The sequence below is a fragment of the Methylovirgula ligni genome, from assembly GCF_004135935.1.
In the GTDB taxonomy this organism is placed as follows: domain Bacteria; phylum Pseudomonadota; class Alphaproteobacteria; order Rhizobiales; family Beijerinckiaceae; genus Methylovirgula; species Methylovirgula ligni.
In genome coordinates this window covers 3,072,223-3,091,613 of sequence record NZ_CP025086.1, presented here as the reverse complement: position 1 = coordinate 3,091,613, position 19,391 = coordinate 3,072,223, and the positions used below count along the sequence as shown (strand labels likewise).

The window sequence follows — 19,391 nt, the reverse complement described above, 5'->3', positions numbered from 1 at the left end:
CAGATGCGGCCGCCATTTGCGGCGCGTGCCACCGCGACATGGGCGAAGCTTTGGCCCTATGTCTGGCCGAGCGGCCGGCGCGATCTGCTATGGCGGATGTTCGCGACCCTCGCTCTGCTGCTGATTGGCAAGCTTGTCACCGTCGCCGTTCCTTATGCGTTCAAATGGGCGACCGACGGGCTGGTCGGCCATTCCGCCGCGCATCATATATTCGGCTTCGTCGCCGGGCCGCTGGCGCTGACCTTGCTCTACGGCCTGCTGCGCGTCGCGATGGCGGCCCTGACCCAGGCCCGCGATGCGGTCTTCGCCGCCGTTGCCATGAATGCGGTGCGCCGGCTCGCCAACGATGTCTTCGTCCACCTTCACCTTTTGTCGCTGCGCTTTCATCTGGAGCGGCGCATCGGCGGGCTGACCCGGATTCTGGAACGTGGGCGCGACGCGATCGAGACGATCGTGCGGACGGTCGTCCTCGTCGCCGCACCCACGGCGGTCGAATTCCTGCTGATCCTCGCTGTCTTCCTCTTTCAGTTCGACTGGCGCTATACGCTGTCGGTCGCGATCATGATCGCGGCCTATATGGCCTTCACCTTCACCGCCACCAACTGGCGCATCAACATCCGCCGGACGATGAACGAGAGCGATGTCGATGCCAACACCAAAGCGCTCGACTCTCTCCTGAATTACGAGACGGTGAAATATTTCGGCGCCGAGGCACGCGAGGCCGCGCGCTATGACAAGTCCATGGCGCGCTATGAAGTAACCAGCACGAAATCCTATACGTCGCTGACCTTTCTGAATTTCGGCCAGGCGGTGATTTTTTCGCTGGGGCTTACGGCGGTCATGGCGCTGAGCATCGCCGGCATACGCGCCGGGCGCAACAGCGTCGGCGATTTCGTCCTCATCAACGCGATGATGATTCAGCTCTATCAGCCGCTCAACTTCCTCGGCTCGATCTATCGCGACATCCGCCAGGCAACGATCGATCTCGAAATGATGTTCGATATTCTCGGCAAGGACCCTGAGATCGCCGACCGGCCAGGCGCCAGGCCGCTCGCCGTCGATGGCGGCCATCTGCGCTTCGACAACGTCCATTTCTCCTATGATCCAGAGCGCGAGATTTTGAAGGGCATCAGCTTCGACGTGCCGCCGGGCAAGACGCTCGCCATTGTCGGTCCCTCCGGCGCCGGCAAATCGACCATCTCGCGGCTCATCTTCCGCTTCTACGAGCCGGCCTCCGGCGCGATCACCATCGATGGCCAGAACATCGACGCGGTGACGCAGCAATCCCTGCGTGCGGCGATCGGCATGGTCCCGCAGGACACGGTGCTGTTCAACGACACGATCGGCTACAACATTCGCTACGGCCGCGCCGATGCGACGGACGCCGAAGTGCACGAGGCGGCGCGGCTGGCGCAGATAGACCACTTCATCGAGAGCGTGCCCGGCGGTTACGGCGCGCAGGTCGGCGAGCGCGGGCTGAAACTTTCGGGTGGCGAGAAGCAGCGCGTCGCCATCGCCCGCACCATCCTCAAGGCACCGCCGATCCTCGTCCTCGACGAAGCCACCTCGGCGCTCGACAGCTTTACCGAGGGCGAAATCCAGGATGCGCTCGATCGCGTCTCGAAGGGCCGCACGACGCTCGTCATTGCCCATCGGCTTTCGACCGTCGTCAACGCCGACGAAATCCTCGTGCTCGACCACGGACGGATCGTCGAGCGCGGATCCCATGCCGCGCTGCTGATCCACAACGGCGTCTATGCCGCGATGTGGAACCGGCAGAATGAGGTGCGCCGGGCCGAGGAGGTCTTGCGCCGCGCTGCGCAAGAAGAAACGGTTGCGCCGCACGCGGCGCAGGCCGATGAGGTCGAGCTTGAGCCGCGCTCTTACGACGAAGATGACGCCGACGTTGCTCTAGGGTAAAGCATGACCCGAAGAGATGCAGACTTTTCCAACAAGATCATGCGACGTGAAAATTAATGAGCGTCATCGATTCGATCCGTAAGCAAATCCCGCCGATCCATCCCGAAGGCTACAAGTTCATCGCGATCTTCGCGGTGGTCACTCTGGTTCTCGGCTGGATCTACGATCCTCTGTTCTGGGTCGGCCTGGTGCTGACCATCTGGTGCGCCTATTTCTTCCGCGATCCGCCGCGGGTGACGCCGCTGGAGGAGGGGCTTGTCGTCTCGCCGGCGGATGGCCTCGTTTCGGCTGTCGGCCCGGCCGCGCCGCCGCCGGAACTGGGGCTTGGCGCCGAACCCTTGCTGCGCATTTCGATTTTCATGTCCGTCTTCGACGTTCACGTGAACCGCGCGCCGATGGCCGGGCGCGTCGCCAAGATCGCCTATCGGCCGGGCCTTTTCCTCAATGCCGATCTCGACAAGGCGAGCGAGGACAACGAGCGCAACGGCCTCACGGTCGATACCGCCGCCGGGCGGATCGGCGTCGTCCAGATCGCCGGTCTCATCGCGCGGCGGATTGTCTGTTTCGTCTCCCAGGGCGACAGCCTTGAAGCCGGCGAGCGTTTTGGCCTGATCCGCTTCGGTTCGCGCGTCGATGTTTATTTGCCGCATGGGGCGCGGGCGCTTGTGGCCGTCGGGGCGCACGCCCTGGCTGGCGAGACGATCCTTGCCGATTTCAACGCCGCCGCGCCGCCGCGCCGCTTCGCGACGGATTAAAAGCCTTGCTCGCGGCGATTTCCGCGCGCGGCGATTTGCTTTAAGAAGGCGCGAATGAGCGATCCTTTGCCGAGACGATTTTCGGTCCATTCGGAAACTGCGGCCGAGCCGGGCGCCGGCGCACAGGGCGAGCGCCGCCTTGGCCTCGTGCGCGGGCGCCGCATCCGGCCGGTGCCGTTGCGCATCATCCTGCCGAACCTTGTCACGCTGCTCGCTCTATCGATGGGGCTCACCGGCATACGCTTCGCCGTCGAAGGGCAGTTCCAGATCGCCGTCCTCGTCGTCATCATCGCCGCCATTCTCGATGGTCTTGACGGGCGTCTGGCGCGGGCTCTACGCGGCACGTCGCGCTTTGGCGCGGAACTCGACTCGCTGGCGGATTTCGTCGATTTCGGCGTCGCGCCGGCCCTCATCCTCTACATGTGGAATCTGCATCAGGTGAAGAGCCTTGGCTGGTTTGCGGCGCTCGTCTTCGCCATTGCCTGCGCGCTGCGGCTCGCCCGGTTCAATGTCTCGCTCGACGATCCCAACCCGCCGGCTTGGGAGGGTCATTTTTTCACCGGCATGCCGGCCCCGGCCGGCGCCGTACTTGCGCTGCTGCCGCTCTATCTCAACTTTTCCTTTCTGGCGCTGGCGCCGACACGCGCCCTCGCGCCCTTCGAGATTGGCTATGTGCTGTTTATCGCCTTTCTGATGGCGAGCCGCATCCCGCATTTCTCGGTCAAGAAGATCGGCCGGATTCCGCGTGAATATGTGATCGTCGTCCTGTTCGCCATTGCGGCGGTCGTCTTGCTGCTGGCGACTTTCCCCATGGAAATGCTGGCCTGCCTCAGCCTCGGCTATCTCGCCACTATCCCTTTCGCCGTCCTCAAATATAAGGCCTTTGCAGCTTCCGCGAGCGCGGCCGGGGGCGACAAAGCCGCGTAGAGCCTCTGCCGCGGCAGTTCACAAATGCGGCGTTCTCGATTAGGGTCCGCGCCTCGCGTCACGAAGCCGCCGAGCGGGATACGAAAAAGTGTGAGCGGTTTTTCGCAAAATCCCGCTCTAACGTGTTGGAATCGATCACAATGATTTTGGATCGGTCCGATCCAAAATCATTGTGATTTGGGGCTTCAGCAGAAGGAATCAAATGTCGAAAGAAGAATTGCTCGAGTTTCCGGGCGTGATTACCGAATTGCTCCCGAATGCGACCTTCAGGGTCAAGCTCGAGAATGACCACGAGATCATCGCACATACGGCCGGAAAGATGCGCAAGAACCGCATCCGTGTCTTGACCGGCGACAAGGTCCTCGTCGAAATGACTCCCTACGACCTGACCAAGGGTCGCATCACCTATCGTTTCAAGTAAATCGAGCAGCGGCCGTGAGCGGCGAGAGCAAACCCTGGCGGCCAAAACTGATTCTGGCCTCGGCCTCGGTCCGCAGGCTTGAGCTGCTGCAGCAGATCGGGCTCGATCCGGACGCCTTGATCCCCGCAGACCTCGACGAAACCCCCAACAAGGGCGAGCTGCCCCGCGCGCTGGCTGTCCGGCTGGCCAACGAAAAGGCGGCTGCCGCGGCCCGGATTGCCGCCGAGCGGCCGGAACTCGAGGGCGCCTTTCTGCTCGCGGCGGATACGGTCGTGGCGGTTGGCCGGCGGATTTTCCCGAAGTGCGAAATCGTCGACGAGGCGGCACAATGCCTGCGGCTGCTCTCCGGCCGGGTGCACCGCGTCTATACCGGCGTCACGCTGGTTACGCCCAAGGGCGGCAAGCGCCACCGGCTGGTCGAGACGCGGGTGCGGTTCAAGCGCTTTTCCAGCGAGGACATGGAGGCCTATCTCGCCTCCGGCGAATGGCGCGGCAAGGCCGGCGGCTATGCCATACAGGGGCTTGCGGGGGCCTTTGTCGTCAAGCTCATCGGTTCCTACACCAGTGTCGTCGGTCTGCCGCTCAATGAGACCGTCTCTTTGCTTGCGGGCGAGGGCTTTCCGGCCCATCTCTTCTGGCTCAATCGCGTTTGATCGCCGTTCAACGGAGTACCATGACGCCGAAAGCCGAGAGTGCCGGCGGCCCTGCGCCGGCTCGAACCTGCCCGATCTGTGGCAAGCCGGCGAGCCCGGTTGAGCGCGAGCGGCCGTTCTGCTCGCGCCGCTGCGCCGATATCGATCTGCATCGCTGGCTGAAGGGCGCCTACGCGGTGCCCGTGCGTCCGGAGGAGGACGACGAGCGGCCAGAGCAAACGCAGCCTGAGCAGGACTAGGCGCGCATGTTTTTCGTCGCCTCGAAACTCTTCTGGGCGCTGGTCGAGCCGTTCAACTTCCTGCTGATCCTGGGTCTTCTCGGAGTCGCGCTCGGCTTCAGCGGCTGGCGGCGGCTCGGCAGCGGGCTGTGCATCGCGGCGCTGCTGCTGCTGTCGATCGCCAGCTTTTCGCCGCTCGGCAGCGCTTTGCTGCGCCCGATCGAGGATCGCTTCCCGCTGCCGGGGCCTGATCTTGCGGCGCCGGCGGGAATCATCGTGCTCGGCGGCGGCCTCGACGAGGATCTGACCGCGGCCCGGCATGAGCCGATCCTAATGGAACTCGGCGGCCGGGTGACGGCGGGCGCGGTGCTCGCCCGCCGCTTCCCCCAGGCGCGGCTGATCTTCACCGGCGGCTCCTCCAGCCTGCGGCCGAGCGGGGCGGACGAGGCAACAGGCGTGCGCGATCTATGGGTCTCGCTCGGCATCGACCCGGCGCGCATGACGTTCGAGACGAAATCCCGCAATACCTGGGAGAACGCGCTGTTCACCCGCGCACTTCTCAAGCCGCGGCCGGACGAGACGTTTCTGCTCGTCACGGCCGCCTGGCACATGCCTCGGGCGATGGGCATTTTTCGCAAGCTCGGCTATCGGGTTATCGCCTATCCGTCGGATTACATGACGCTGGGAGATCGCCGCGATTTCTCGCTGATCCGTCTGGGCTTTGGCGAACTGGTCATGTTTCAATTTGCGGTGCATGAGTGGATCGGCCTCACTGCCTATCATCTCACCGGCAAGACCAGCGCCTGGTTCCCGGCGCCGTGACGCCGATTTTTCCGGCGAACACCCTCAACATTTTGAGCAAGCACGATTTTTCGGCTGGATGGTTCCTTCCGGCCGGAAAGCGCGCTACTGGAAAAGCGACTTGCCTCAAACACCATAAGTCAATAAATCCGCGCAGATTTTCATGCTCGAACAAGAAATTGTCCGGTTTCGGCAGGACCGAAGGCGCGATCGAAGATAGGGAAGGAAAGAGAATGCGTTTTTTGTGGTTGGTTACGGCCATCGCGCCGCTGGCGCTCGCGAGCGCGCCGGCCTTCGCGGTCGATACGCTCGATATTCAGCATTGTCAGCAGATGGGCGATGCCGACTTGACGATCCAGGGCTGCGGCAACATCGCCGCCGACAAGAGCGTCGACCCGCATGATCGGGCGGTTGCGGCCTTCAACCTGGGGATCGGCTATTACGCGAAGAACGATCTCGATAATTCCATCAAGGCCTGGACCGAGGCCACGACATTCGAACCGGGTTATGCCCACGCCTACAACAACCTCGCCAAGGCCTATCTGGCCGAGGAGAATTTCGCCAAGGCGATCAGCAATTACGATGAGGCGGTCAAGCTCGACCCCAAGCACGCGCTATCCTACAAAGGCCGCGGCATTGCCGAGTTCCTGAGCGGCGGCAAGGAGAAGGCCGAGGCGGATTTCCAGCAGGTACTCGCGCTGACGCCCAGCGACACCTATGCGCTGCTCTGGCTTGAACTCACCAAGCGCCGGCTCGGCGCCAAGCCGTCCGATCTCGCCAAGGCCAGCACGCAGGTGAACATGGGCGCGTGGCCCGGACCTCTCGTGTTGCTCTATGCGGGACAGTCGACGCCGCATGATGTGATCATCGCAGCCCAGCACGTCGATCAGAAAATCTCCAAGGCCCGGATGTGCGATGTCGGCTTCTATGCCGGCGAGCTCTCACTGGCCGACGGCGACAAGGACGAGGCAATCAAATTGTTCAATCACGCGCTCGACGTTTGCTTCAATTCGGTCGAGGAGCGCACCGCCGCGACGGTCGAGCTCAAGGCTTTGGGCGAGAAGGACTAGCCTTTGTCTCTGACGCTCGTTGTCGCCAACAAGGGCTATTCGTCCTGGTCTTTCCGCGCCTTCATCCTGATGCGGCATTTCGCGATCCCGTTCGACGAGATCGCGATCGCGTTGGGTGAGGAACAGACGCGGGCGAATATTCTCAAATATTCGCCGTCGGCGCGCTGCCCCGCGCTGATCGACGGCGATCTCGTCATCTGGGATTCGCTCGCGATCCTCGAATATCTGGCCGAGATTTATCCGGATATTCCGGTCTGGCCGCGCGCCCGCGACGCACGGGCGATCGCCCGTGCGCTCGCCGCCGAGATGCATTCCGGCTTCCAGCCATTGCGGGTGCATCTGCCGATGAACATGCGCCGTGCGGTGAAACGCCGCGAACTGACGCCGGAGGCCGCGGCGGATGTTGCGCGGATCGAGGCGGCATGGTCCGATGCGCGGCAGAGGTTCGGCGCGGGCGGAGATTTTCTTTTCGGCGGTTTCAGCGCGGCCGATGCGATGTTCGCGCCGGTGGTCAACCGGCTGCATATCTACGATGTGCCGGTCGGCGCCGCGACCCGCGCCTATATGGACGCGGTGATGGCTCTCCCGGCTTATCGTAATTGGCAGAAAGACGCCGTGAGCGAGACCTGGCGCGTCGCCAAATACGAAGAGGTTTAGGTTTATACCAGGGCGAGGGAGCCATACGATGATGCATTATTGGCCGCTGTCGTTGCCCTTCTTTCTGTTGCTCGGCGGCGTTTTCTTTCTGCTCGTCGTCTGGGTCGAAGTCCGCGCGCTGATGTTCGCCTATACCCGCGCCGGGCTCAGTTCGCCGGCCGCGCTTTTCATACTCTTCGGCTCGCTCATCGGCAGCTATGTCAACATTCCGCTGTTCTATCTGCAAAGCCACCCGGGCGTTTCGAGCCAGGTGATCGACTATTTCGGCGTGCAATATGTCGTGCCCGTTGCCGACTGGCAGGGCACGGTCGTCGCCGTGAATGTCGGCGGCTGCGTCATTCCCGTGCTGATCTCGCTTTATATCCTGATCAAATATGACCTGTGGGTCCTCGGCGCGGTGGGCACGGCGATCGTCGCGGTCATCACCCATCAGCTTGCGACGCCGGTGCATGGCGTCGGCATCGCGCTGCCCATCTTTGTCCCGCCGATCGTTACCGCCATCGTCGCGGTGCTGCTCTCGCGTCCCTACGCCGGCCCGCTTGCCTATATCAGCGGCAGTCTCGGCGTGCTGATCGGTGCCGATCTTTCCAATTTGAGCAAGGTCGCGAGCCTCGGCGCGCCGGTGGCGTCCATCGGTGGGGCAGGGACCTTCGACGGCATTTTCCTCACCGGCGTACTGGCGGTGCTGCTGGCGAGCATTACCGGGCCGCGCACCCAGCCGGCGCTCGGCAGGTAGACGCCGTCATTGCGAGAAGCAAAGCGACGAAGCAATCCAGTTTTTGCCCGTGGATTGCTTCGCTCCGCTCGCAATGACGGAATCCTGACTATCCTTTTCGCTTCTTCTTGCCATCGGCTTCCGCGACCGCGGCGTGATAGTCGTGGCGGATTTTGTCGAGATCGACATGGGGCTTGGGATATTTCATGCCCAAATCCTCCAGCGTGTCGCCGACGATTTGTGAGATCGCGAGATTGCGGAACCATTTGTGGTTCGACGGGATGACGAACCACGGCGCGTCCCTGGTGCTCGTCGCGCTCAGGGCGTCCTGATAGGCGTCCATGTAATCGTCCCAGAACGCGCGTTCCGTATAATCGGCTTCGCTGATCTTCCAGTTGCGATGCGGGTCTTCGAGCCGCTGGGCGAAACGGGCGAGCTGCTCCTCCTCGCTGATGTGCAGGAAGAATTTCAGGATATGCGTGCCGCTGTCGAAAAGCTCCGCCTCGAAATCGCGGATCTGTTCGTAGCGCGCCTTGCAGGTGTCGGCGTCGATCTCCTTGTGCACGCGCGTGATCAGCACGTCTTCGTAATGCGAGCGGTTGAAGACACCCACCTGGCTGCGCCTTGGCACGCGCATATGGACGCGCCAGAGAAAATCATGCGCCTGCTCCTCGGGCGTCGGCGCCTCGAAGCGGGAGACGGAGACGCCCTGCGGGTTCATCGCCCGCATGACATGCGAGATCGTTCCATCCTTGCCGCCGGCGTCCATCGCCTGCAGCACGATCAGCAGCGCCCGCTTGCCTTCGGCGTAGAGCAGGGTCTGCATATCGGCGAGCTTTTGCCGGTAGCGTTCGATGAGGTCGGCGGAATCCGCCTCCGATTTTTGATCGCGGGTGTCGGCCGGGTCGGTGTCGGCGAGGCGCAGCTTTTTGCCGGGCGGGACGATGAATTTTTTGCGATAGTCCATATCTGCTTCTAGCACGGGCGCCGGGCCGCCGTCATAGTGCGGCGAGGTCTTTTGAATGACGCTTCACCTGCTCAAGCTTTGCGTCGGCGCGGATTCGATCGCCGATCTCGAGGACTATCAGGCGCGCAAGCGCGGGCAGCCGGTTCATGTGACGCGCATGGTACCGCGCCGCGCCGAGGATTTGCTCGACGGGGGCTCGCTCTATTGGGTCATCAAGGGGCAGATCGCCGCGCGCCAGGGACTTGAAGCTATCGAGCCATTTACGGACTCGGACGGCATCGGCCGTTGCCGGCTGGTGCTCGACCGGGCGATCGTGCGCGTCAGGCCGCGGCCATTCCGGGCGTTTCAGGGTTGGCGCTACCTCGCGCCCGAGGATTGTCCGCCCGATTTGACGAGCCAGGATGCCGCCGAAATGCCGGAAGCGTTGCGCAGCGAGCTTGCGGCGCTTGGTCTATTGTGACGCGGCATGCCGTCACGCAAAAATGCGCGTCTTGCCCGCAAAGTCGCTTGCCGGGAACGCGCCGGCGTAGGAACGTGAAGCGGCATTAACACGGGCAGGGCGGATTGCCTTATATCCTCGCCGGCGTTCTCATCCTTTATCTCGCGCTCTTTGGCACGAGAGCCTTCGCACGCGCCAATCCTGCCGCGCTGGCACTGGCCTTGCGCCGTTTCGCCAGTCTCGGCGTTCTGGCGCTTGCGGGGCTCGCCCTGCTGCGCGGCAGTCTCGATGGCGCCCTGGTGCTGGCTGCATTTGGTCTTTGGCTTCTGGTGGGTGCGAGAAAATCGCCGCCCGCGCGATCCGGGCCGGGGACCGGGCGGCGAACCGGCGCCACATCGCGGCTGCGCTCGGCGGTGATCGAAATGGAAGTCGATCATGCTTCGGGCGTGATGTGCGGGACGGTGCTGGCCGGCCCGGACGAAGGCAAGTCACTCGCCCATATGACGCGCGAACAATGCGAAGCGTTGCACCGGCTCTGTCTCAGTGACGATCCGGAGGGCGCGCGGCTGTTAGAGGCTTATCTGGACCGCCGGTTTCCCGGATGGCGTGCGGCAGGAAACGAGGGTGCGGACACGCGGAGCCGTCGCGCGCAGGCGCGTTCCCGTCCGGGCGTAATGTCCGAGGATGAGGCTTATGAGGTCCTGGGCCTTCACAAGGGGGCGACGCGCGACGATGTCATGCGCTCGCACCGGTCCCTGATCAAGAAACTGCATCCCGACCACGGGGGGCCGACGGATCTGGCGGCTCGTGTCAACGAGGCCAAGGACGTTCTGATGCGCAGACACCACTAACTCCTACGCGGTACACACCGGTTTCCTCTAGACAAAGAGGATAAAACCGATCCCCTAATTCTTCATTGCAAAACAGCCGAAGCCGGATCTTTTCAAGCTGCGGCAGGCGGCCTCCGCGCCATCGGCATCGAGGCCGGCGAAACGTGCCCGGTAGAGCGTCGCGTCGCCTTTCTGCACTTTCTCGGTAAAAGCCTCGGCGTCGTCGAGGGCGCTGAGCTTGCGCGCCTTGACGCGGGCGAGCAGTGCGCCCGCCTTGGCTTCGTCATCGGTCGCGCCGATCTGGATGATCCAGCCGGGGTGCGCGGCGACCTCCGGGTCTGCGGCAGGCGCGTCAGTGCGCGATTGCGGCTTGACCGAGATGCCCGCTGCGGCAAGGGCGCTATCGCTGATGCCGGGCGACGTTTGCGCGGATTTCGCCGGGGCGGGACCAGTGACCCAATGCAAGGTTGAGGGCGTTGTCGTTGAAGCTTCCGGCCGCTCGGTCGAGCCGTCCAGCGCGGCGCGGTTGACGCTGCCGGTCGTCATATCGTTGTCGGTCGCGGCCGGCGTGCTGGCGATATAGGCAGGGCGCGGCCGTTCTACCGGCAAGGGTACGTCGGTGCCGTCTTGCGATGCTATGCCCAGCGCCTCGGCGCGCGCTGCCCAGGAGTCGTGGGAGGAGTCGCGCGCCCGCGTTTCTTGCACCGGCACTACGTCCTCGTGGCGGCTGGCGCGTTCGTCGGCGACTTCCGCGATCATTGGCGCGCTGCGGCGCGTCGAGGCCTCGCCGATCTCGCGGCCGATAAGCGCAGCCATGGCGCGGTCGCGGCTCGCCGCGGTTGCTCCGCCGAGCACGACGGCGACGATGGCATGGCCGCGGTAATGCACAGAGGTCAGGAGATTGAAACCGGAAGCGTTCGTATAGCCCGTCTTGATGCCGTCGAGGCCGGGAATTCGGCCGAGCAGGTGATTGTGGTTGCGGATCCGCTGACCGTGATAGGCGAACTCTTCCAGCGAAAAATAATGGAAATAGCGTGGAAAGCGCTCCTGGACGGCGCGGCCGAGGATGGCGAGATCGGCGGCGGTCGTGATCTGCGCGTCGTTGGGCAGGCCCGAGGCATCCGCATAATGCGTGTGCATCATGCCGAGCGCATGGGCTTCGCGCGTCATCATGGCGCAGAAATTTTCCTCGCTGCCGCCGATGTTCTCGGCGATGGCGACGGCGATGTCGTTGGCGGATTTGGTCACGATGGCCTTGATTGCGTCATCGACGGCGATCGTCTGACCCGGCCGCAACCCCAGCTTCGTCGGCGCCTGCGCGGCGGCGTGGCGGGAGATCGTCAGACGCGAGCTCAGATTCAGCCGGCCCCTGTCCAGCTCTTTGAACAGGAGATAGAGCGTCATCACCTTGGTAATCGAGGCCGGATGGCGCAACTCGTCCTCGTTTTGCGCATAGAGCACGCGGCCGGAATTTGAATCGACCACGATTTCGGCCAGCCGCGAGGGGGCAGCTCCATGCGCGGCGAAATGGCGCTCGTGCCGATGATGGGCGGCGAACCGGCTATGTTCCGAATGGCGCGAATGACGGGCGAGGTGCCGGTAATGATGGTGGTGGTGGGCCTGCGCCGGCGTGGCGAGCGCCGGTAGCAGCGAGGCCACGAAACCCGCGAGGATCAAGGAACGCCCACGTCCCGCCAAGTTACGCCCGAACATCACGCACCTATTCCCTCAATACGTCTATTCAAGGACTTAACCGCCACTCGCGGCGGCCCGCGGTGATTTTCCGCGTCTGGCCCAAAAGATAAAATGAGGCTAAAATACTTCGGTTACCCCGAGGTTAAGGAGAGTGTTTCAATCCCCGATCGGCGGGTCAGAACGGGATTTTTTGCTGCGCTGCAAAATTTTGTTGACTTCGATTGTGCGATGCACTATTTCAAAACGCGGGCCCGGGGCTTATTCGACGCAAAGCCTCTTTGGCATGCAATGCGCGTCAACCAAAGGAGCAGAAGAACATGGCCGCGAATTTTGAGGACTTCCAGAAGTTTGGCAAAGAGCAGCTCGAAGCTGCCAGTGCGGTAGCGTCGTCTCTTGCCAAAGGCCTGCAGACGATTGCTTCGGAAACCACCGATTATTCCAAGCGCTCGCTCGAGACAGGCTCGGCCTACCTGGAGAAGCTCGTCGGCGCGAAGTCGCTCGACACTGCGATCCAGATCCAGTCCGAATATGCCAAGGTTGCTTACGAAGGCTTTGTCGCTCAGTCGACCAAGATCGGCGAACTCTACGCCAGTCTCGCCAAGGAAGCTTTCAAGCCGGTAGAGACCGTCATCGCCAAGGTTCAGTCCGTGGCGAGCACCGTGGCGCCGAAGTAAAAGGCTCGCGCCATACATCTGGGCGGCTGGCGTTGCGCCGGCCGGCGGGTGCGTGAGTTGAGTATTGCGTACAGGCGTACGGAACACCCTACAGACCACAGAAGGCTCGACATTCGTCGAGCCTTTTTATTTGCGCGCAAGTCCGCGCAGGATGCGGCGGAAAATTGCCGAATCGATAGAAAAGCGAAATAAATTATCTTTGAGATGACACACTCGTTCTGGAAACTTCCCCGATTGTCTCTATCTTGCATAGGTCGGCAGGATTATTGCTCGCAGTGGTATTCATAGCGCAGTTTCGCCTAGGCGAGCGCCGAGAACCGGGGTTATGATTGTGTCGACCGGAGGCGCCGGTCGGAAAGGCTTCCGGCATCTCCGTGCTTTTGGCGCGACAGGAGGCTTGGGCATGCCGTTACGGGCGGCCAAAGATCAGCAAAAAAACGGTGACCCGGGACCGGGCAATGGCACCGCGGTTATCGCGCGCGCCAAACCGCAGACGCGACGTCCGAATATGTATCGCGTGCTGTTGCTTAACGACGATTACACGCCGATGGAATTCGTCGTTGTCGTTCTGCGCAAATATTTCAACAAAGGCGCCGAAGACGCGACGCGTATCATGCTCCATGTCCACCAGCATGGCGTCGGCGAATGCGGTATTTTCACTTACGAGGTTGCTGAAACGAAAGTCACCCAAGTGATGGACTATGCCAGGAAGCACCAGCATCCGCTGCAATGCATCATGGAAAAGAAATGAGAGGTTTGAGCCGCCATGCCGTCCTTCTCGCGTAATCTCGAACAGACTCTTCACCGTGCGCTGGCAGTCGCCAATGAGCGGCACCATGAATATGCGACGCTGGAGCACCTATTATTGAGTCTAACCGAGGACAGCGATGCCGCGGCGGTGCTGCGGGCGTGTTCGGTCGATCTCGATATTCTGCGCAAGAACCTGCGCGATTATATCGATCAGGAACTCGATAATCTCGTCAGCGACGGCCGCGAGGATGCCAAGCCCACGGCCGGGTTCCAGCGCGTCATCCAGCGCGCGGTGATCCATGTCCAATCGTCCGGGCGCGAGGAAGTGACCGGCGCCAATGTCCTGGTGGCGATTTTCGCCGAACGGGAAAGCCATGCCGCCTATTTCCTGCAAGAGCAGGATATGACCCGCTACGACGCGGTGAACTACATCAGCCACGGTATAGCGAAGAGGCCCGGTATGTCTGATTCCTCCAAGACACCGCGCGGAGCCGAAGATGATGACGGCCGCGACGGAAAAGACAAAGACAACGGCGAGTCGAAGAAGAAGGAAGGCGCGCTCGAGGCCTATTGCGTCAATCTCAATCGCAAGGCGAAGGAAGGGCGCATCGATCCGCTGATCGGCCGCGAGCCGGAGGTGCTTCGCACCATCCAGGTTCTCTGCCGCCGGCATAAGAACAATCCGCTGCTCGTCGGCGATCCGGGTGTCGGCAAGACGGCGATCGCCGAAGGCCTGGCGCGCAAGATCGTCAAGAACGAAGTGCCGGAAGTGCTCGCCGACGCGACCGTCTTTGCCCTCGATATGGGCACGCTGCTTGCCGGCACGCGCTATCGCGGCGATTTCGAAGAGCGGCTGAAACAGGTGATGAAGGAGATCGAGAACCACAAGAAGGCGATTCTCTTCATCGACGAGATTCACACGGTCATCGGCGCCGGCGCCACCTCCGGCGGGGCGATGGATGCGTCGAATCTACTCAAGCCCGCTCTGGCGCAGGGAACTCTGCGCTGCATCGGCTCGACGACCTACAAGGAATATCGCCAATATTTCGAGAAGGACCGCGCGCTCGTCCGCCGTTTCCAGAAGATCGACGTCAACGAGCCGTCGGTCGAGGATGCGATCGAGATCATGAAGGGGCTGAAGCCCTATTTCGAGGACTATCACAAGGTTCGCTATACCAACGAGGCGGTGAAGGCGGCGGTGGAGCTTTCCGCCCGTTACATCCATGACCGCAAGCTGCCGGACAAGGCGATCGACGTGATCGACGAGACCGGTGCGAGCCAGATGCTGGTGCCGGAGGCCAAGCGCAAGAAGACGATCGGCATCAAGGAGATCGAAACGACGATCGCGACGATGGCGCGGATTCCGCCCAAGACCGTGTCGAAGGACGATGCCGAAGTGCTCGAGCATCTGACGCAGACCCTGGAGCGGGTGGTCTATGGTCAGAACAAGGCCATCCAGGCGCTGACCTCGGCGATCAAGCTCGCCCGTGCCGGACTGCGCGACGGCGAGAAGCCGATTGGCTCCTACCTCTTCTCCGGCCCGACAGGCGTCGGTAAGACGGAGGTTGCGCGCCAGCTCGCGACTGCCCTTGGCGTGGAACTGATCCGCTTCGACATGTCCGAATATATGGAGCGGCACACGGTGTCGCGCCTGATCGGCGCACCTCCCGGCTATGTCGGCTTCGATCAGGGCGGCCTGCTGACCGATGCGATCGATCAACATCCGCATAGCGTGCTGCTGCTCGACGAGATCGAGAAAGCGCATCCGGATCTCTACAACATCCTGTTGCAGGTGATGGATCACGGCAAGCTCACCGATCACAACGGCAAGCAGATCGACTTCCGCAACGTGATCCTGATCATGACGACCAATGCCGGCGCCGCCGACATGCAGCGTGAGGCCTATGGCTTCACCCGCACCAAGCGGGAAGGCGAGGATACCGAGGCGATCAATCGCATGTTCGCGCCGGAATTCCGCAACCGGCTCGATGCGGTCGTCAACTTCGGCCATCTGCCGACCGAAGTCGTGGCCAAGGTCGTCGACAAGTTCATCATGCAGCTCGACGCCCAGCTCGCCGAGCGCAATGTGACGATCGAGCTGACCGACGAGGCGCGCAACTGGCTCGTGGAGCACGGCTATGACGAGCAGATGGGCGCGCGGCCGATGGCCCGCATCATCCAGCAGACGATCAAGACGCCGCTGGCTGATGAAGTGCTCTTCGGCCGGCTGAAGAACGGCGGTAATGTGCGCGTCGTTGTCATTGCGGCCGAGGACGGCAGCAAGACGCTTGGCTTCGTCTTCCCCGAAGGGCCGGTTCTGCCGCGCCCGGAGAAGGATATCGTCGAGGCCAGCAAGAAGCGCGTGCGGCCGGAGCCGGAAGTGCGCCGGGCCAAGGCGCGCAAGGCCAAGACGACCGACGATGACGACGACAACGGGCCGGAAGGTGAGCCCGACGAGGATCAGCCTGACGACGATGCCGCAATCGAAGGCGAGACCACGGACGAGACGAGCGCCGAGGACGAGGCCAAGCCGTCCGGCATCGTGCCCAATGTGCCGTTGCAGGGCTGAGGGCTCTTGAGGCCACGATATACAAGGGGCGGCTTCGGCCGCCCCTTTCTATTTCAGCTCTATTTTAGTGCCGCGGCGATTTTGGTTTGGATTTTCTGAAGCGCTTCGGGCGCTTCCATCTGGCTCCCCGCCGGTTTCAGCTCAACACCCTCCCAGCGCGGCAGGAGGTGAAAGTGCAGGTGAAAGATCACCTGGCCGCCGGCGCTTTCGTTCGATTGCAGCAGCGTCAAGCCTTCCGCGCCCAGACTGTTCTTCACCGCGCGGGCGACTTTCTGCACACGCTTGATGAGTTGGCCCAGCTTGTCGGCATCCGCATCGAGAAAGGTGCGCGCCGGAAATTTCGGGATGACAAGCGTATGGCCATCGATGCGCGGCATGATGTCGAGAAAGGCAAGGGCGATATCGTCCTCATAAACCTTGTAAGAGGGAATCTCGCCGCGCAGGATTTTCGCGAAGACGTTGTCGTTATCGTAGACGAGCGCCATGACCTTGATCCCTGTTACTGATGCCGCCACGATAATCACGGCGACGCGCGGCGAAAAGACTTCTCGAACGATTCGAAGCGTGATGACTTCCGCGTCAATAAAAGCCATCCGATGCTTACGCGAGCCCTGCGATGCATCGAATTTTGTTGAATAAATCGTCGTGCGACGTCGATCTTCAGCCCTTCTTGAAAGGCCCGAGGTCGGCATATTCGGCAATTTGCTCGTCAATGGCGAGCCGTTCGCGCGTTAGATAATCGTCGATTGCAGTCGCAAAACGCGGGTCAGCGATGTCATGCGCGGAATAGGTTGTAACGGCAGTATAACCACGGGCGAGCTTGTGCTCGCCTTGCGCGCCGGCTTCAACGCGCTTCAATTTGTGCGCGATGGCATAATCGATCGCCTGATAATAACAGGCCTCGAAATGCAGGAAGGGATGCTCTTCGATCGCGCCCCAATAGCGGCCATAGAGAGCATCCCGGCCGATCAGATTCAGCGCGCCGGCGATATAGCGCCCGCCGCGCTTGGCCAGGACAAGCAGGATATGCGGGCTCAATCTATTGCCGATCTCGCTGAAGAAGCGGCGGTTGAGATAGGGGTGGCCCCATTTGCGTGCGCCGGTGTCCGTGTAGAATTTGAAGAACGCATCCCAATGCGCTTCGCCGATATCGGTTCCAGTCAGCGTTTCGATGGTGATGCCATCCGCCAACGAGTCCTTGCGCTCGCGGCGGATCATCTTGCGCTTGCGTGAAGCAAGATCGGACAGAAAATTCTCGAAGCTCTCATAGCCCCGGTTGACGAAGTGGAATTGCTGGCCTGTCCGGAGCAGAAAGCCGGCCTCGCCAAGTGCGAGCCATTCGGCCTTTGTCGGAAAGGTGATGTGAATCGACGAGGCTTGCGCCTGCTCGCGCCATTTGCGCAGGCCGAGGATCAGCGCCGCTTGCGCTTCATCGCCTGCGCCGCGCGCGACAAGCAGCCGGCGTCCGGTGGCGGGCGTGAACGGCACAGCCACCTGAAGCTTGGGATAATAGTCGAGACCGGCCCGCTCATAGGCGTCGGCCCAGGCGTGGTCGAAGACATATTCGCCCATGGAATGGGACTTGAGGTAGGTCGGCGCTGCGGCGAGAAGACGCCCGGCGGAATCTTCGACCAGCACATGCGCCGGCAGCCAGCCGCTGCCGCGCCCAACCGAGCCGGATTCCTCCAGCGCTGCAAGAAAGGCGTGCGAGATAAAAGGGTTGAACCTCTCTTCTTGAGGCTCTGCTTCAGCTTGGTTGAGACTATCGGCGTCCGGATTGGCGCAGGCATCCCATTGCCGGGCGTCAATCTCCCGGATGGTCGGCGCGATGCGGATTTTGAATTGCGATGTCATTGAGTGCGGGTGTGGACTACGGGCGTGCGGCCCGTGGGTCCGGGCAGGCTTCTATTTTAGCGCGCTTCGCTTTTGCAGCAAGAAACGGCCAAAACCATGTTTTCGCGGGAGGTATCGCGCAACAGCGTCCCATTATCGTCACCTTTTGGCGCCATGCACAAAGGGTTCGGCGCGGCCAAACGCCGGAGGCGGCGTGCGGGGTTTTCAATGTTGGCCTTTTCGTGGGCACGTCGGTGCCGCACACCATTACTTTCTTTAGCCGGTTTGCTGCTCCTGAGCCTTCTCTCGGGCTGCGGTTCGACGAGCGCGATGACCAGCTTCATGGCCAACGCCGATACGCCGCGTTCGATTTTGACCTTTGTCGTTTCGACCCGCCAGGATGGTTCTGGCGGCGTCGATCATATGCGTAACGATGGTCCGGCCTATTCGCTGCAGATCTTGAGCGTGCCGCCGGATCATCACCCCGGCCAGATCGAGCGGCCTGCCTTCGGGTCCGCCGACCCGGCGCATCATTTCACTGTTGCGAGCGCGCAGGAGCTCAGCCGCGAAGATTTCCGCAATCAGCTCGCGACCAATATTTCCGGCCGCATCGGCTCCAACCGTGACGTGCTTCTCTACGTTCACGGCTTCAACACGGGCCTCGACGCCGCGCGCTTCCGTCTTGCCCAGATCGTCACGGACGGGCGCTTCGGCGGCATTCCGGTGCTCTTCACCTGGCCGGCAAGCGACAATCTCCTCGATTATGAGGCGGCGCGGGAAAGCGCCACGGCCTCGCGCGACGCACTTGCCGATCTCTTGAAAGATTTGAGCGACGTGCCCGACATCGGGCGCATTCATATCCTCGCCCATTCCATGGGGACCTGGCTGACGATGGAGGCGCTGCATGAGCGCGCCATCGCCGGCAGCCCGAGCCTCAATGGCAAGCTCGGCCTCGTCATGCTCGCGGCGCCGGATATCGATCTTTCGGTGTTCCGCTCGCAGCTCGCCGGTCTCGATGCCTCGCACTTCTCCGTGCTTGTATCCGCCGACGACCGCGCGCTGTCGCTGTCGCGGACCCTGGCAGGCGATCGCCCGCGTGTCGGTGCGCTCGACCCGCGCAAGCCCGCAGACCGCTCCGCGCTCGCGCGGCTGGGCGTGAAGGTCTACGATCTTTCCGGCAAGTCGGACGGCCTCATCGACCATGACGCCTATGCCGATATTCCGGACGTCGTCCGCTCCATCGGCATGCAGATCGGGCGTCGGCGTATCCAGGACGAGGATGTGACTGCCGTCCTCGGCGAGAGGCCTGTCAGCAATGACGTGACCGCCTCGCCCTTGCCGTCGGCTACGGCCGCGGCGCCCAGCAGCGCCAGTGCGCAAGTGCCCGCCGGCACGGTTCCCTCATCACCGTCCGCTTCGACGGCGCATTGAGGCGGTTTCGGACTTAGAGACTGTTTGAAAAGTCGGCTGGAAACAGTTCTAGCCGCCGAGATTCAC

Annotated in this window: 21 protein-coding genes; 16 read left to right on the top strand and 5 right to left on the bottom strand. The window is 62.3% G+C overall.

Annotated elements, in window-relative coordinates; genetic code table 11:
- The first annotated feature begins 3 nt into the window (after positions 1-3).
- The 10 genes from CWB41_RS14955 (at position 4) to CWB41_RS14910 (ending at position 8,158) form a co-directional block, all read left to right on the top strand.
- Positions 4-1,920, top strand: a complete 1,917-nt coding sequence (locus CWB41_RS14955) for an ABCB family ABC transporter ATP-binding protein/permease (protein WP_245411251.1) — start codon at positions 4-6, stop codon at positions 1,918-1,920.
- A gap of 56 nt (positions 1,921-1,976) precedes the next feature.
- Positions 1,977-2,675: a phosphatidylserine decarboxylase gene (locus CWB41_RS14950; protein WP_115836189.1), complete on the top strand. Its 699-nt coding sequence runs from the start codon at positions 1,977-1,979 to the stop codon at positions 2,673-2,675.
- A gap of 54 nt (positions 2,676-2,729) precedes the next feature.
- On the top strand, positions 2,730-3,602 hold the full coding sequence (locus tag CWB41_RS14945) for a CDP-alcohol phosphatidyltransferase family protein (RefSeq protein ID WP_115836190.1): 873 nt from the start codon (positions 2,730-2,732) through the stop codon (positions 3,600-3,602).
- A gap of 202 nt (positions 3,603-3,804) precedes the next feature.
- Positions 3,805-4,023 (top strand): translation initiation factor IF-1, encoded by a 219-nt coding sequence (gene infA / locus CWB41_RS14940; protein WP_115836191.1) that lies wholly within the window; start codon positions 3,805-3,807, stop codon positions 4,021-4,023.
- Positions 4,024-4,037: 14 nt separating this feature from the next.
- Positions 4,038-4,676: a Maf-like protein gene (locus tag CWB41_RS14935; RefSeq protein WP_245411225.1), complete on the top strand. Its 639-nt coding sequence runs from the start codon at positions 4,038-4,040 to the stop codon at positions 4,674-4,676.
- A gap of 20 nt (positions 4,677-4,696) precedes the next feature.
- Positions 4,697-4,915: a DNA gyrase inhibitor YacG gene (locus CWB41_RS14930; protein WP_115836401.1), complete on the top strand. Its 219-nt coding sequence runs from the start codon at positions 4,697-4,699 to the stop codon at positions 4,913-4,915.
- A 6-nt stretch (positions 4,916-4,921) separates the two neighbouring features.
- A complete protein-coding gene (locus tag CWB41_RS14925; RefSeq protein ID WP_115836192.1) occupies positions 4,922-5,716 on the top strand; it encodes a YdcF family protein in 795 nt (264 codons plus the stop codon).
- Positions 5,717-5,928: 212 nt separating this feature from the next.
- Positions 5,929-6,765, top strand: coding sequence for a tetratricopeptide repeat protein (locus CWB41_RS14920; RefSeq protein ID WP_129396521.1), 837 nt, complete (start codon positions 5,929-5,931; stop codon positions 6,763-6,765).
- A gap of 3 nt (positions 6,766-6,768) precedes the next feature.
- The gene (locus CWB41_RS14915) at positions 6,769-7,422 is read left to right on the top strand and encodes a glutathione S-transferase family protein (protein ID WP_115836194.1); all 654 of its coding nucleotides are present in this window, start codon (positions 6,769-6,771) and stop codon (positions 7,420-7,422) included.
- A 28-nt stretch (positions 7,423-7,450) separates the two neighbouring features.
- Complete coding sequence (locus tag CWB41_RS14910) at positions 7,451-8,158, top strand: DUF1614 domain-containing protein (protein ID WP_115836195.1); 708 nt, start codon at positions 7,451-7,453, stop codon at positions 8,156-8,158.
- 88 nt (positions 8,159-8,246) lie between these two features.
- On the opposite strand, the gene CWB41_RS14905 is transcribed toward CWB41_RS14910, so the two are convergent.
- A complete protein-coding gene (locus tag CWB41_RS14905) occupies positions 8,247-9,104 on the bottom strand; it encodes a polyphosphate kinase 2 family protein (protein ID WP_115836196.1) in 858 nt (285 codons plus the stop codon).
- Positions 9,105-9,159: 55 nt separating this feature from the next.
- On the opposite strand from CWB41_RS14905, the gene CWB41_RS14900 reads away from it, so the two are divergent.
- Both CWB41_RS14900 and CWB41_RS14895 read left to right on the top strand, forming a co-directional pair.
- The gene (locus CWB41_RS14900) at positions 9,160-9,564 is read left to right on the top strand and encodes a DUF1489 family protein (protein ID WP_115836197.1); all 405 of its coding nucleotides are present in this window, start codon (positions 9,160-9,162) and stop codon (positions 9,562-9,564) included.
- 104 nt (positions 9,565-9,668) lie between these two features.
- Complete coding sequence (locus CWB41_RS14895) at positions 9,669-10,394, top strand: DnaJ domain-containing protein (protein WP_115836198.1); 726 nt, start codon at positions 9,669-9,671, stop codon at positions 10,392-10,394.
- 54 nt (positions 10,395-10,448) lie between these two features.
- Here the strand turns inward: CWB41_RS14895 and CWB41_RS14890 are convergent, their stop codons facing one another.
- Positions 10,449-12,032, bottom strand: coding sequence for an SPOR domain-containing protein (locus CWB41_RS14890; protein WP_245441056.1), 1,584 nt, complete (start codon positions 12,030-12,032; stop codon positions 10,449-10,451).
- Positions 12,033-12,385: 353 nt separating this feature from the next.
- On the opposite strand from CWB41_RS14890, the gene CWB41_RS14885 reads away from it, so the two are divergent.
- The 3 genes from CWB41_RS14885 (at position 12,386) to clpA (ending at position 16,061) form a co-directional block, all read left to right on the top strand.
- Positions 12,386-12,742, top strand: coding sequence for a phasin family protein (locus tag CWB41_RS14885; RefSeq protein WP_115836200.1), 357 nt, complete (start codon positions 12,386-12,388; stop codon positions 12,740-12,742).
- Positions 12,743-13,145: 403 nt separating this feature from the next.
- Positions 13,146-13,493 (top strand): ATP-dependent Clp protease adapter ClpS, encoded by a 348-nt coding sequence (clpS, locus tag CWB41_RS14880; protein WP_245411227.1) that lies wholly within the window; start codon positions 13,146-13,148, stop codon positions 13,491-13,493.
- A 15-nt stretch (positions 13,494-13,508) separates the two neighbouring features.
- Positions 13,509-16,061 (top strand): ATP-dependent Clp protease ATP-binding subunit ClpA, encoded by a 2,553-nt coding sequence (clpA, locus tag CWB41_RS14875; RefSeq protein WP_245411228.1) that lies wholly within the window; start codon positions 13,509-13,511, stop codon positions 16,059-16,061.
- Between the two features lie 59 nt (positions 16,062-16,120).
- Here the strand turns inward: clpA and CWB41_RS14870 are convergent, their stop codons facing one another.
- The 3 genes from CWB41_RS14870 to CWB41_RS16235 form a co-directional block, all read right to left on the bottom strand.
- Positions 16,121-16,654 carry an HIT family protein gene (locus CWB41_RS14870; protein WP_342633305.1) on the bottom strand — a complete coding sequence of 178 codons (534 nt, stop codon included), beginning with the start codon at positions 16,652-16,654 and terminating at the stop codon, positions 16,121-16,123.
- Positions 16,655-16,721: 67 nt separating this feature from the next.
- Positions 16,722-17,915: a GNAT family N-acetyltransferase gene (locus tag CWB41_RS14865; RefSeq protein ID WP_115836202.1), complete on the bottom strand. Its 1,194-nt coding sequence runs from the start codon at positions 17,913-17,915 to the stop codon at positions 16,722-16,724.
- Positions 17,916-17,971: 56 nt separating this feature from the next.
- Complete coding sequence (locus CWB41_RS16235) at positions 17,972-18,238, bottom strand: hypothetical protein (RefSeq protein ID WP_165203874.1); 267 nt, start codon at positions 18,236-18,238, stop codon at positions 17,972-17,974.
- On the opposite strand from CWB41_RS16235, the gene CWB41_RS14860 reads away from it, so the two are divergent.
- Positions 18,225-19,325, top strand: coding sequence for an alpha/beta hydrolase (locus CWB41_RS14860; protein ID WP_245411229.1), 1,101 nt, complete (start codon positions 18,225-18,227; stop codon positions 19,323-19,325). The two genes, CWB41_RS16235 and CWB41_RS14860, sit on opposite strands and share 14 nt — an antisense overlap.
- Positions 19,326-19,391 lie beyond the last annotated feature (66 nt).

What these genes read in the sequence shown, in the direction of transcription:
- CWB41_RS14955 (WP_245411251.1), top strand. Translation starts at nt 4, where the DNA reads ATGCGGCCGCCATTTGCGGCGCGTGCCACCGCGACATGGGCGAAGCTT.
- CWB41_RS14950 (WP_115836189.1), top strand. Translation starts at nt 1,977, where the DNA reads ATGAGCGTCATCGATTCGATCCGTAAGCAAATCCCGCCGATCCATCCC.
- CWB41_RS14945 (WP_115836190.1), top strand. Translation starts at nt 2,730, where the DNA reads ATGAGCGATCCTTTGCCGAGACGATTTTCGGTCCATTCGGAAACTGCG.
- infA (WP_115836191.1), top strand. Translation starts at nt 3,805, where the DNA reads ATGTCGAAAGAAGAATTGCTCGAGTTTCCGGGCGTGATTACCGAATTG.
- CWB41_RS14930 (WP_115836401.1), top strand. Translation starts at nt 4,697, where the DNA reads ATGACGCCGAAAGCCGAGAGTGCCGGCGGCCCTGCGCCGGCTCGAACC.
- CWB41_RS14925 (WP_115836192.1), top strand. Translation starts at nt 4,922, where the DNA reads ATGTTTTTCGTCGCCTCGAAACTCTTCTGGGCGCTGGTCGAGCCGTTC.
- CWB41_RS14920 (WP_129396521.1), top strand. Translation starts at nt 5,929, where the DNA reads ATGCGTTTTTTGTGGTTGGTTACGGCCATCGCGCCGCTGGCGCTCGCG.
- CWB41_RS14910 (WP_115836195.1), top strand. Translation starts at nt 7,451, where the DNA reads ATGATGCATTATTGGCCGCTGTCGTTGCCCTTCTTTCTGTTGCTCGGC.
- CWB41_RS14905 (WP_115836196.1), bottom strand. Translation starts at nt 9,104, where the DNA reads ATGGACTATCGCAAAAAATTCATCGTCCCGCCCGGCAAAAAGCTGCGC.
- CWB41_RS14900 (WP_115836197.1), top strand. Translation starts at nt 9,160, where the DNA reads ATGACGCTTCACCTGCTCAAGCTTTGCGTCGGCGCGGATTCGATCGCC.
- CWB41_RS14885 (WP_115836200.1), top strand. Translation starts at nt 12,386, where the DNA reads ATGGCCGCGAATTTTGAGGACTTCCAGAAGTTTGGCAAAGAGCAGCTC.
- clpS (WP_245411227.1), top strand. Translation starts at nt 13,146, where the DNA reads ATGCCGTTACGGGCGGCCAAAGATCAGCAAAAAAACGGTGACCCGGGA.
- clpA (WP_245411228.1), top strand. Translation starts at nt 13,509, where the DNA reads ATGCCGTCCTTCTCGCGTAATCTCGAACAGACTCTTCACCGTGCGCTG.
- CWB41_RS14870 (WP_342633305.1), bottom strand. Translation starts at nt 16,654, where the DNA reads ATGGCTTTTATTGACGCGGAAGTCATCACGCTTCGAATCGTTCGAGAA.
- CWB41_RS14865 (WP_115836202.1), bottom strand. Translation starts at nt 17,915, where the DNA reads ATGACATCGCAATTCAAAATCCGCATCGCGCCGACCATCCGGGAGATT.
- CWB41_RS14860 (WP_245411229.1), top strand. Translation starts at nt 18,225, where the DNA reads ATGACCAGCTTCATGGCCAACGCCGATACGCCGCGTTCGATTTTGACC.
- CWB41_RS16235 (WP_165203874.1), bottom strand. Translation starts at nt 18,238, where the DNA reads ATGAAGCTGGTCATCGCGCTCGTCGAACCGCAGCCCGAGAGAAGGCTC.